13 protein-coding genes are annotated in these 11,357 nt (G+C 56.5%); 7 read left to right on the forward strand and 6 right to left on the reverse strand.

Going from position 1 to position 11,357, the window contains the following annotated elements; translation table 11 throughout:
• The 3 genes from VGK48_09870 to VGK48_09880 all read right to left on the reverse strand — a co-directional run.
• On the reverse strand, window positions 1-757 hold a 757-nt coding region (locus VGK48_09870; protein HEY2381471.1), incomplete at its 3' end, for an NTP transferase domain-containing protein.
• A gap of 11 nt (window positions 758-768) precedes the next feature.
• On the reverse strand, window positions 769-1,722 hold the full coding sequence (locus VGK48_09875) for a gluconeogenesis factor YvcK family protein (protein HEY2381472.1): 954 nt from the start codon (window positions 1,720-1,722) through the stop codon (window positions 769-771).
• Entirely contained in the window at window positions 1,719-2,219 is a 501-nt protein-coding gene (locus VGK48_09880) for a hypothetical protein (GenBank protein HEY2381473.1), read from the reverse strand. The genes VGK48_09875 and VGK48_09880 overlap by 4 nt, the downstream gene beginning before the upstream one ends.
• 10 nt (window positions 2,220-2,229) lie before the next feature.
• Between VGK48_09880 and VGK48_09885 the strand changes: the two genes are divergently transcribed.
• Window positions 2,230-2,487 carry a hypothetical protein gene (locus VGK48_09885; protein ID HEY2381474.1) on the forward strand — a complete coding sequence of 86 codons (258 nt, stop codon included), beginning with the start codon at window positions 2,230-2,232 and terminating at the stop codon, window positions 2,485-2,487.
• Window positions 2,488-2,531: 44 nt separating this feature from the next.
• Here the strand turns inward: VGK48_09885 and VGK48_09890 are convergent, their stop codons facing one another.
• On the reverse strand, window positions 2,532-2,777 hold the full coding sequence (locus tag VGK48_09890) for a carbon storage regulator (GenBank protein HEY2381475.1): 246 nt from the start codon (window positions 2,775-2,777) through the stop codon (window positions 2,532-2,534).
• 139 nt (window positions 2,778-2,916) lie between these two features.
• Between VGK48_09890 and VGK48_09895 the strand changes: the two genes are divergently transcribed.
• Genes VGK48_09895 through rnz form a run of 3 tightly spaced genes read left to right on the forward strand, consistent with a single transcriptional unit; the run spans window position 2,917 to window position 5,990 of the window.
• A complete protein-coding gene (locus VGK48_09895; protein HEY2381476.1) occupies window positions 2,917-4,119 on the forward strand; it encodes a D-alanyl-D-alanine carboxypeptidase in 1,203 nt (400 codons plus the stop codon).
• A gap of 52 nt (window positions 4,120-4,171) precedes the next feature.
• A complete protein-coding gene (locus VGK48_09900) occupies window positions 4,172-5,065 on the forward strand; it encodes a proline dehydrogenase family protein (GenBank protein HEY2381477.1) in 894 nt (297 codons plus the stop codon).
• 10 nt (window positions 5,066-5,075) lie between these two features.
• Window positions 5,076-5,990 carry a ribonuclease Z gene (gene rnz, locus VGK48_09905; protein ID HEY2381478.1) on the forward strand — a complete coding sequence of 305 codons (915 nt, stop codon included), beginning with the start codon at window positions 5,076-5,078 and terminating at the stop codon, window positions 5,988-5,990.
• Between the two features lie 7 nt (window positions 5,991-5,997).
• Here the strand turns inward: rnz and VGK48_09910 are convergent, their stop codons facing one another.
• A complete protein-coding gene (locus tag VGK48_09910; protein HEY2381479.1) occupies window positions 5,998-6,651 on the reverse strand; it encodes a rhodanese-like domain-containing protein in 654 nt (217 codons plus the stop codon).
• Window positions 6,590-7,897: a tRNA (N6-isopentenyl adenosine(37)-C2)-methylthiotransferase MiaB gene (gene miaB / locus VGK48_09915; protein HEY2381480.1), complete on the reverse strand. Its 1,308-nt coding sequence runs from the start codon at window positions 7,895-7,897 to the stop codon at window positions 6,590-6,592. Before miaB ends, VGK48_09910 begins: the two co-directional genes overlap by 62 nt.
• A 28-nt stretch (window positions 7,898-7,925) precedes the next feature.
• Here miaB and VGK48_09920 point away from each other — a divergent pair, with 28 nt between their 5' ends.
• The 3 genes from VGK48_09920 to VGK48_09930 form a co-directional block, all read left to right on the forward strand.
• The gene (locus VGK48_09920) at window positions 7,926-8,183 is read left to right on the forward strand and encodes a Smr/MutS family protein (protein HEY2381481.1); all 258 of its coding nucleotides are present in this window, start codon (window positions 7,926-7,928) and stop codon (window positions 8,181-8,183) included.
• A 212-nt stretch (window positions 8,184-8,395) separates the two neighbouring features.
• The gene (locus VGK48_09925) at window positions 8,396-9,787 is read left to right on the forward strand and encodes an MdtA/MuxA family multidrug efflux RND transporter periplasmic adaptor subunit (GenBank protein HEY2381482.1); all 1,392 of its coding nucleotides are present in this window, start codon (window positions 8,396-8,398) and stop codon (window positions 9,785-9,787) included.
• Window positions 9,784-11,357 (forward strand): efflux RND transporter permease subunit (locus VGK48_09930; GenBank protein ID HEY2381483.1); only part of this gene is annotated, 1,574 nt, incomplete at its 3' end. The genes VGK48_09925 and VGK48_09930, both read left to right, overlap by 4 nt.

The raw sequence follows: 11,357 nt of genomic DNA on the forward strand, positions 1-11,357 counted from the left end.
TCGTCACTCCCTCGGCCATCAACGCGGTGCACTTCTTCCTGCGGATGATCTGGTCCACACCCGCCAGTTCCTGCCGCGTGTTGATACCGAGGATTTCTTCGGCGGACTTCGTCTCGAATGCCCCAACTCTCTGTTTCTGGCGCGCGAGAATCTGGATAACGTCCGTCAGGTAATACTCTTTCTGCGCATTGTCATTGCGAAGACGCGCGAGCGATTCGAAAAGCGCCGGAGCTTTGAAGACATAGATTCCCGAATTGATTTCGGAAATCCTCAGGACTTCGGCGGATGCATCCCGATGCTCGACGATGGAGTCGAGGTCGCGATTGTCGCGCCGCACGATGCGTCCATAACCGGCGGGATTCTCGATATCCGCGGTCAGGACCGAAGCCTGATAGCCGCCGTCACGATGAAACCTGATGAATTCTTCGAGTGAACGGGGAGTGATGAGCGGCACGTCCCCCGGCATCACGAGAACATCGCCCGCATAACCCGAAAAGCTTTCCCGTGCCGCAAGCACGGCGTGCCCCGTCCCAAGCTGTTCCTTCTGTTCGACGAATGTCACGCCCGCAACAGCGGCTTTCACCTGTTCGGCCGAGTGCCCGACAACCACAAAAATATCCTGAGAAACAGCGCGGGCGCCCGCCACGACATGTTCGATCAGGGCGCGGCCGCCGGCGCGGTGAAGCACCTTGGCATATTTCGATTTCATCCGGGTGCTCTTGCCGGCGGCAAGAATCAAAACTCGAAGAGTGTCCATAAAGTGAGATTTTACAGGTTAGCAATCTCCATGACTGCCTGCGCAAGCCGATGTGGATCATGACGGATCATCCCGTCTTGAGTAAGCAACTCGCGTTCCACGATATTCGTGCGAAACCCGGCCAGCCGCTCGCGGTCTATCTCCACGAGAGTGGCGCTCTCGGCTTCGTATGGTTTGAGCATTTCGGCCGAAGGCACGGCGCTGTTCACCAGGATATTGGGAAACAGAATTCCATCGCAATGTTCCGCCAATGCCTGAACATGATCGGCCGCGGAATAAGCATCCGTTTCGCCGGGCTGAGTCATGATATTTTGAATATAGATTTTCATCGCCCCTGAAGCGCGGACAGCGCCGATAACCTTCTGGACGAGCATATTTGGAATCAGGCTGGTATACAACGAACCCGGACCAATGGTGATCAGATCCGCGGAGGCGATTGCTTCCAGGGCGTCCGGCAGTGGACGGGCATCGGGCGGGTCCAGCTGGACACGCCGGATGCGTTTCCGCTGGGCCGTGATGCGGGTTTCGCCTTCGACCCAGGATCCGTCTTCGAGCTCGGCCCTCAACTGCACATTGGAATTGGTAGACGGGTAGATGACTCCTTTAATGGCAAGCACTTCCGATGTGAGCCGAACGGCGACAGCAAAGTCCCCGGTCACGCCTGCCATTGCCGTCAGAAACAGGTTTCCGAAACTGTGATTGTGCAGTCCGCCGTCGCTGTTGAAGCGGAAGCGGAAGAGATGCGACATCAGATGTTCGTCTTCAGACAGAGCGATCATGCAGTTACGGATATCGCCCGGCGGCAGGACGTGAAGTTCTTCGCGTAGCCGTCCGGAACTGCCGCCGTCGTCTGTGACGGTAACGATAACGGACAGATCCAACTCGAATTCTTTCAGGCCCCGCAAAAGAGTGGAAAGCCCGGTTCCGCCGCCTATGGAGACGATTCTGGGCTTACGGGAACTCACTTCTCTGACGTCGTTACCAGTTGCTTGAAGTCGGTGTCGTCGTGAAGCGATTCAAAGTCGGCGTCGCGCGCAGCCAGAAACCGGTTCTCCGGCCGGTAATGGATCGATTGTTTGAGATGGTGAAGCGCCTGATCCCGGTTTCTCTGCAAAGCGTTAGCTGTGGCCAGCGCATACAGGACGTGGTCTGCCTTTGGTGTCAGTTTGAGCGCGTGCTGGAGATGTTCGATGGCCGAACCGAGTTCCCGGCGGTTGAGGTCGCCAATCCCGACGTTGTAGTGATCGTCAGCCGAGCTCAGGACCGTTCTGGCCTTCTCCTGAATCTTCTTTTCGCAGGCATGAACCAGCATCTTGGCCCGTTCCTGAATCTCTGGTTCCTCAGGATGTTGGCCGATCAGGTTTTCGAAATGCCGGATTGCTTTTTCAAACTGCTCGGCATGCATCAGCTTGAGCGCGGCCTCATATGCCTCGACGGCGCTGGAAAAATGCTTCGAGCGCACCCGTTCGGGTGTGGAAGCGCGGGAAGCGGCAGTCATTGCAGCCGGAGTCCGGCGGGTTTCCACCTTTGCCTGTTTTCTGGCATGGGGTGCCGATGTTTTGGCGGCTGGTTTAGATCCGTTCCGGGAAGCGGCCCTCGCAGGTTTCGCCTTCAAACGAATCGACTTAGCGGTCACCACAGTTCGGCTCGCCGCCTTTTTTGCAGATTTCGGTTTAAGTTTCGCCTTCATAGCCATGAGTCCCGCAACTTATACGGATTATGCCAGTTAAAGTCAAGGAGCCCGGTGGCAGGCAATTTGCTCTTTACGACTCGGCTAATGCCGCTTGGCAAGTCCGGCAGCCGCGGGCAAGCCCTCAAATGGTGATGTTTGGTTTCCAATTTCAGCGACTTGCGTCTGATCTTCTGGGACCAGAGACGTCTTCAGCCGAGTATGGATAGGGACATGTTTGGGTGCTTTAATGCCGAACCGGACTCGATTTCTACCAACTTCCAGAACTGTGATCTCGATGTCGTCGGCGAGAATGATCTTTTGGTCTTTTTTTCGACTGATTATAAGCATTCGAACTTACCCCTTTTAAAAGTGTCCTCTACTGTAAGGAGAAATACAGAGTGCGAAAAATACACCTGTTTGAAAATTTCTTTCGAATTGTGCACTTCAATTTTGTAAATTTTTCTGGCAAACTACTCGCGTTTTCCAAATGAAGAAGCACTTCTTTTCGCCCATCTGTTTGATTTTACTGATCTTCGGCCCCGCCTTGGCGCAGGAGACGACCTCCCGAAGCGTCGCAGCGAGTGCGGAAAACCAGAATCCGGCCGTACGGCTGGCCAGCGTCAGCGAGTCGAATTACCTGAACCAACTCTCCCTTCGGGGGTTCAGCCTTGATACACAAGGGCTTTTGATCGAATCTCTGGATGGCCACAGCGTATTTGCCGAACTTAACAGCAACGTGGGATTCAATCCCGCCTCCGTGATCAAGGTCGCAACTTCCTTTGCCGCCCTTTCCAGGTTCGGTCCCGAATACCACTTCGAGACCGCTTTCTATATGGACGGTGCTATCAATAAGAAAACTCGGACGCTAAACGGAAACCTGGTGTTCCAGTCCACCGGTGATCCGGTCCTGACGTCCATTGACGTCTCGCGCCTTGTCCGGGAAGTCGTGCGGGAAGGCATCACCCATGTAAATGGCAATCTTGTTGTAACCGGACCATTTACCTATGGCATGTTCTACACGACAGATAAAGCAACGAAAGGGTTGGCCCAATCGCTGCGACGGGCCGGAATAAGATTCAACGAAACGGTCAATGGCGGAACTGCACAAGGCACGAAAATCGCGAGCCACGTTTCATCGAGCCTTCGCGAAATCCTGCTTTACCAGAACGAACACAGCGTGAATCAGACGGCAGAACGAACAGGCGAAGCGGTCGGCGGCCCGAAAGGTGTTGAGCAGTTCCTGATCAAGGAACTCAACATCAGTCCGGGCGAGATCGCAATCTCGCACACGTCAGGGCTGGACTACAACCGTATAACACCCCGCGCAACGGTTCAACTGTTTCGGGAACTCGTGTTCTGGCTGAATCTGAACAATCTGCGGCCCGATGATATTCTTCCCGTCGCCGGCGTCGACGCCGGGACGCTGGCACAACGTTTCAAAGGAGACGAATACCGGGGCGCCGTCATCGGAAAGACCGGCACCTTGCCGGGAACCGATGGCGGAGTCAGCACACTCGCGGGAATCGCCTACACACGGGACCACGGGCCGGTGTTGTTCGCCATCTTCAACACCAAAGGATCTGTGACCACCTTCCGCAAATTACAGGATTCATTTTTGAAGGGCTTTATTGTCGAAAGCGGTGGTATTCCTGAAACTCAGGCATCCCTGCTTCATCGGCTGAATAACTAAGCAGCATCGAAAATGGGGGCGCCTTTTATCCGGCGTCCCCATTTTTCCAGCTATGAGCCTGCTGAATCACTTTATCGCCCGCACTCTTCCGCTGGTGCCGAAAAGCATCGTCCGCCGCGTCGCCAACCGCTATATCGCAGGCGAAACGACCGCTGAAGCTCTGCAGGTCGTGGCCGGACTGAATGCGCGGGGCATTCGAGGCACTCTCGACATCCTGGGTGAAGATATTCATCGCCTGGATCAGGCCACGACGGCCAGCGAACAATATTTGAATCTTCTGGAAGAGATCGCAACGCGCCGCATCGATTCCACGATTTCGGTCAAACTGACACAGCTTGGGTTGAAAATCGATCCGCGGACCTGCCTCGAGCTCATCAACCGGATCCTGCGCCGCGCGAAAGAGTTGAACAATTTCGTCCGGATCGACATGGAAGACTCCTCCTGCACCTCCGAAACCCTGCGGATCTATCGTGAATTGCGCCACAATCATTCCAACGTCGGCATCGTGATTCAAGCTTATCTCCGCCGGACGCTCGACGATGTCGCTTCGCTCGAGGAGCTGAAACCCAACTACAGATTGTGCAAAGGCGTTTACGTCGAACCACGCGGAATCTCGTACCGCGACATGCGGATCATCAACCGCAACTACGCCTGCATTCTCGAGCGGCTGCTGCGAAAAGGATCCTACGTGGGCATCGCCACTCACGACGAACTCATGGTCTGGGAAGCATTCCGCATTATCCGGGAGCTGAAGCTGCCGCCCGAGGCTTACGAGTTCCAGATGCTTCTCGGCGTTGATGATCAGTTGCGGGATATCATTCTTGCGGCCGGCCACAAAGTTCGCATCTATACTCCCTTTGGCCGCGACTGGTACGCTTACTCCGTCCGCCGTTTACACGAGAACCCGCAACTCGCCGGTTACGTGTTCAAGGCGATGTTCAAATAAGATCGTCACCATGAAAATAGTCTTGCTCGGAACCAGTTCCGCTGTCCCCACACTGACGCGCGGTCTTTCGTGCACAGTGCTCATTCGAGAAGGCGACGTCTTTATGTTCGATTGCGGCGAGGGTACGCAACTGCAATTGATGCGATCCGGCGTCAAGCGAAGCCGCATCCATTCGATTTTCATCGGCCACCTTCATGGAGACCATTTGTATGGCATCGCGGGCCTGCTGAGCACGCTGCATCTCGACGGCAGGGAAACGCCTCTGAACGTCTTCGGCCCGGAGGGACTTCGGGTGTTTCTCAACGCGGCCTTCCGGACGTCCGAGCTTCAGTTTTCATTCAAAGTGACCGTTCAGGAGTTTCCCCGCGGTTACCGGGGGCGCGTTGTGGAAGAGGAAGAGTTCTACGTCGATGCGCTTCCGCTCGACCATTCCATCTTCTGCCTGGGATGGAGGTTTCAAGAGAAGCGCAAGCCCGGCATCTTCAACCTCGAGCGGGCGCAGGAACTGGGAATTCCGCGCGGGCCGGTGTACGGGAAACTCCAGCATGGGGAGAGCGTCAAGCTCGATGACGGAAGGGTCATCACTCCGGAAATGGTTCTCGGCGGCGCGCGCGAGGGAAAGTCCGTCGCCTACTGTCTCGATACCCAGTTCTCCGAACGATCGATTCAATTAGCGGATAAATGCACGGCATTGATCCACGAAACGACTTTCGGCCCCGAGGCGGTCGACATGGCCCGCGAACGCAAACATTCCACGATGGAAGATGCCGCACGCGTTGCAAGGGAAGCCAGGGCCGGCAGCCTCATTGCGACGCATTTCAGCTCACGCTACGACGGACGGCAGCTGGCGGAGATTCGCGATGCAGCCCGTGGTGTGTTTGAAAACATCACCACAGGCCGCGACCTGCTGGAGATCGAAATCTAGCCGCTGGCTAATATCGTGGAATGGACGAATCGATCTGCGCGGCCCATGCATCGATTCCACCCATCATGCTTCTCGTATTCGCGAAGCCATGTCCGCGGAGGTACGCGGCAGCGTCCAGGCTGCGCACGCCATGATGGCAAATCGTGACGATCGCCGTCTCTTTGGGCCATGTCTGCATGATTTCCTGGGCGACGCCCTGATCCGCGAGAACGCTGCCTTCGAGCCGGGCGATCGCATATTCCTCAGGCGTCCGCACATCGAGCAGCTTGATCTTCCCGGCCTTCAACAGCTCTGCTGTCTCGCGCGGCGTGATCTCGAGGTCGCGTTCCGTCTCTTCACTTTGCTTGATGTGGTCGACAAGCTCGTTCACGTCCAGGTTATGGTTCATTGCGACCGAGGCCAGCGTATCAGTGGGCTGGAACCCGCAGCTGCTGCAACCGCCGACGTGGTACTTCTGAAACAGGGCGCGCTGAGCCGAGGGAAAAACCGTCGTCACCTGCTGCATCGTCCAGACGCCGGAAAGATCTTTCGGGTCCGTGCTGACGGCAGCCTTCGGCTGCATCAGCGGCTTAAGGGCGGAAATGTCCAGATCGTCGTTTTCAGGCGCGGGCGCTGCCGCAGCTGTCTTTTTCCCGAAAATTCTCGAAAGTAAGGTCGCCATTGTCCAATTCTCCTTGCAGCGTCGCGCGCTGGGCATTGGTGATGCGCACGCGCACTTGTTCGCCTTGCATGATGTTTCCGCCAACGTGAACTCTATAATTCGTTCGGGTCCTGCCGAAGTTGTCTTCCTCGATCAGAACCTCTTGAAGCGTGCCCAGAAGTCTGGACCGCTTTTCGATGGCAATGCGCTCAATGAGTTCCAGACAGCGTTGATGCCGTTCTTCGATCAGCTCCTCAGGTAGGCATTCGAGATTCGCGGCCGCTGTCCCGTCGCGGCCGGAATACTTGAAAATAAATCCCCAGTTAAACTGAAGCTCTTCGATTAGCGAGAGGGTCTGGCGGAAGTCGTCTTCCGTTTCACCGGGAAATCCCACGATGATATCGGTGCTGATGGTCATTTCGGGCATGGCTTTCCGCATGTTACCGATGAGCTCGGCATACTGCTCCCGTGTGTAATTGCGCGCCATCGCCTTCAACATGGCATTGGAACCCGATTGAACCGGCAAGTGCAGCGACTCGCAAACCTGCGGCACCGCCGCCATTGCTTCGACCACCGGGCCGGTCATGTAATAGGGATGCGGGCTGATGAATCGGACCCGCTCGACGCCGTCCACGCCCGAAACCGCTTTCAACAAATCACCAAAGCGATGCTGTCCATGCCTGTAGGAATTCACGGTCTGGCCGAGCAGCATGATTTCGCGGGCGCCTTCCCGGACGCGGCCGGCGGTCTCCGCAAGAATCTGATCCATCGGGTGATAAATCTCGCGGCCGCGCACATACGGTACGATGCAGTAGGTACAGGAGTAGTTGCATCCCCGCATGATCGTTACGAACGCCGCGACTTTGTCGCCGACTGCGGGATTCGCGTAGTCCAGTTCCTCGTCGGTCTCGCGCCGCTCGAGAAGACGTTCAGCAATCTGTCCAAAGTCTTCGATGGATTTGGCGCCGACCACAAGGTCAACGAACGGGAAACGATCTTCCAGATACTCCTTCGTGCGTTCCGCGGCGCAGCCCGTCACGACGAGCTTCCGGCCAGGCCGGCTGGCTTTCCAGCGCTTCAAGCGCCCGACCTCGGAGAAAGCGCGATCCTCCGCATGCTGCCGAACGGTGCAGGTATTCACCAGGAGAATCGACGCTTCTTCCGGATCCTGGGTCTCCACCAGCCCGTGAGCCTTCAAATGGCGGCCCATTTCGTCGGAATCAGCCACGTTCATCTGGCAGCCGTAGGTTCGGACGTAGAACTTCATAAAATAGCAAACTATTATACTGCATCGGATGCACGAGGTTCCGATCGGGGACTCCATCGATCTCCATACGTTCCAGCCGCGCGAAATTCGTATCGTCGTGGAGGAATACCTCTATCAGGCGGTACAGCGCGGTTACACGGCAGTCCGGATTATTCATGGCCGCGGGATCGGCGTACAACGCGAAATGGTGCGTTCCATCCTCGAAAAACACCCTTCCGTACTGACATTTCACGATGCGGCCGACAGGGGATCAACTCACGTAACTTTAAGGGCCTTGCCCGCGTAAGTCATTTTAAGTAAGGTGTTGGCGTTTCCAGATTTGAGGTCTGGTCACGCCGGCAGAGAAAGGTATAGCCGTCATCTCTCTAGGGCGATTTGTCAAGGCCCGAGGCAGGCTCAAACGTCTGTCGATCAAGGGCCCTTAAGTATCTGTTTTTTCTGACAGTCGCCTTCGAATCAGCTATAATGACCCCCTTTTAAATTCAATAGGTTGTTCGTATGACTACAAGCACTAAACTCTCTGAAACCAAAGGCCCTGAATCGCTAATCCCCGGATCGTATCAAGACCCGCACAAACCCGCGGCGCCTCCACGGAAGGCCAGGAAGCGGGCGCTGGTCTGGGCGACTTTCTTCTTAATCATCGCCGGTGTTGCCGGCTATGCCGTCTGGAGTGCGGGCCACCCGACGAATACCGGACAACAAGGCCAAGGCGGCGGCAGGGGGGGCGGGAGAGGAAACCTGGGTCCTGTGCCGGTAGTTGTAACGAAAGTGGGGCGTTCCAGCATCCCGGTCTACCTGGATGGTCTGGGGAGCGTCACCGCCTATTACACGACAACCGTGAAATCCCGGGTTGACGGCCAGCTCATGAAGGTGGAGTTCAACGAAGGGGATTTTGTCCGGGAAGGCCAGGAACTGGTCCAAATCGATCCGCGGCCCTATCAGGTTCAGCTCGACCAGGCCCAGGCTACGCTGGCGCGTGACTCCGCCATACTCGCGAATGCAAGAAAAGACTTGGAGCGTTACAGGGGGCTTGTCGCAACCGACGCCATTCCTGCCCAGCAGTTGGATACTCAGACGGCACTGGTCGCGCAGGACGAAGCCGTCGTCAAACAGGACCAGGCCAACATTGAAAGCGCCAATCTGAATTTGACGTACTCCAAGGTTACGGCCCCGATCACCGGGGTTGTCGGCCTCCGCGTCGTCGATCCCGGAAACATCGTTCACGCTTCCGACCAGAATGGGATGATCACGATCACCCAGCTTCAGCCGATATCTGTGCTGTTTACGGTCCCGGAAGACAGCGTTCAGGCAGTCACGCAGAAATTGCGGACCGGTATACATCTGCCGGTCGATGCATACAACCGGGACAAGTCCAAAAAACTCGCTTCCGGCATGCTGGTGACCCTCGATAACCAGATCGACAGCTCAACGGGGACGGTCCGGCTGAAAGCTGTTTTCGATAACAAAGACAATGCGCTCTTCCCGCAGCAATTCGTCAATGTCCGCCTGCTTGTGGATACTTTGACGAATCAGCTGGTAATCCCGAACGTTGCCGTTCAGAACGGCCAGCAGGGTACGTTTGTGTACGTCGTCGATCAGGATTCCAGGGTGCACATCAAGCCGGTCAAGGTCGGAATAACGACAGAAGACAAGGCCGACATTCTAAGCGGTATCACGGAGGCTGATCAGATCGTTGTCGACGGTACGGACCGGCTCGTTGAAAACGCCGTGGTCCGGGTTCGGAAAGCCGGAGAGTTGGAAAATCCTCCCGATTATGACCCGACTGCGGGACAAGGAAGCGGACGAAACGGCCGCGGCGGATTCAAGAAGGGCGATGGCAAGACCGGAAAGAAGGGGGACCGCAGAGCGAACGGGAGTTCGGGGCAATGAGTCCGTCCAGAACTTTCATCCTCCGGCCCGTGGCGACATCGCTGCTGATGGCCGGCATCATCCTCGTCGGCTTCGCGGGTTTCCAGCAGTTGCCGGTGTCCGCGCTGCCGCAGGTTGACTATCCGACCATACAAATCCAGACTTTTTATCCCGGCGCAAGTCCGGAGGTGGTGACATCGTCGATCACAGCGCCTCTCGAAAAGCAGTTCGGCCAGGTGCCCGGACTGACGCAAATGACGTCGATCAGTTCCTTCAGCAGTTCGCTCATTACGCTGCAGTTTTCGCTGGATCTCAACATCGACGTGGCCGAGCAGGAGGTGCAGGCGGCCATCAACGCCTCGCAATCGTTCCTTCCCAATAATCTGCCGGTCCCTCCGATTTACAGCAAGACGAATCCGGCCGATGCGCCGATTCTGACGCTCGCCATTACGTCAAAAACGGTACCGCTGCCGAAAATCGAAGAACTGGTCGAAACACGCATCCAGCAGAGAATTTCGCAGCTCAAGGGTGTGGGACTCGTCAGCATCAGCGGCGGCCAGCGGCCGGCAGTCCGGGTGCAGGCAAATCCGACGGCTCTCGCGTCTTATGGTCTGAGTCTCGAATCCCTGCGAACGGCGCTTGCCAGCGCCAATGTGAATCAGGCCAAGGGCAGTTTCGACGGTACGGATCAGGCATGGACGATCAACGATAACGACCAGCTCCAGGCCGGGTCCCAGTACAAGCCGATCATCATCGCTTACCGCAATGGCGCACCCGTTCGCGTTTCCGACGTCGCCACAGTCATCGACGGGGCTGAGAACACCAAACTGGCCGCATGGGTGAACGCCGACCAGTCGATCGTTCTGAATATTCAGAGGCAGCCCGGAACCAACATCATCAGCGTCGTCGATACGGTCAAAACGCTGCTGCCTCAAATCGAAGCATCGCTGCCGGAAGGAATTCATGTCGAGATCATCAGCGACCGTACCACCACGATTCGCGCCTCCGTCAAGGATGTAGAATTCGAGCTGATACTCACCACGATTCTGGTCGTACTCGTTATTTTTGTTTTCCTGCGCAGCGCGTCGGCGACGGTTATCCCCGGCATCGCCGTGCCTCTGTCACTGGTGGGTACGTTCGGGGTCATGTACCTGCTGGGCTACAGCCTGGATAACCTCTCTCTGATGGCGCTGACGATTTCTACCGGTTTTGTCGTCGATGACGCCATCGTGATGATCGAAAACATCACGCGCTATCTTGAAATGGGTGACACGCCCATGGAAGCCGCGCTCAAGGGCTCCGCCGAAATCGGATTCACGATTGTCTCGCTGACAGTTTCGCTGATCGCTGTATTGATTCCCCTGCTCTTCATGGCAGACATTGTCGGCCGACTCTTCCGCGAATTCGCCGTGACTCTTGCGGTGACGATCATATTCTCGGCGTTTGTGTCCCTGACGCTGACTCCGATGATGGCGGCCAGAATCCTGCGGCATCGTCCCGAATCCGAACGGGGACGCCTGTACCGCTGGTCGGAGTGGTGCTTCGAAAAAATCATCGAAGGGTACGGGAGAATGGTTCGAGTGGTGCTTCG

The organism is Terriglobia bacterium, assembly GCA_036496425.1.
GTDB lineage: Bacteria > Acidobacteriota > Terriglobia > 20CM-2-55-15 > 20CM-2-55-15 > 20CM-2-55-15.

Bases quoted from the DNA above. Each gene is read 5' to 3' on its own strand.
- VGK48_09890 (HEY2381475.1), bottom strand. From the start codon at position 2,777: ATGCTTATAATCAGTCGAAAAAAAGACCAAAAGATCATTCTCGCCGAC.
- VGK48_09895 (HEY2381476.1), top strand. From the start codon at position 2,917: ATGAAGAAGCACTTCTTTTCGCCCATCTGTTTGATTTTACTGATCTTC.
- VGK48_09900 (HEY2381477.1), top strand. From the start codon at position 4,172: ATGAGCCTGCTGAATCACTTTATCGCCCGCACTCTTCCGCTGGTGCCG.
- rnz (HEY2381478.1), top strand. From the start codon at position 5,076: ATGAAAATAGTCTTGCTCGGAACCAGTTCCGCTGTCCCCACACTGACG.
- VGK48_09910 (HEY2381479.1), bottom strand. From the start codon at position 6,651: ATGGCGACCTTACTTTCGAGAATTTTCGGGAAAAAGACAGCTGCGGCA.
- miaB (HEY2381480.1), bottom strand. From the start codon at position 7,897: ATGAAGTTCTACGTCCGAACCTACGGCTGCCAGATGAACGTGGCTGAT.
- VGK48_09920 (HEY2381481.1), top strand. From the start codon at position 7,926: ATGCACGAGGTTCCGATCGGGGACTCCATCGATCTCCATACGTTCCAG.
- VGK48_09925 (HEY2381482.1), top strand. From the start codon at position 8,396: ATGACTACAAGCACTAAACTCTCTGAAACCAAAGGCCCTGAATCGCTA.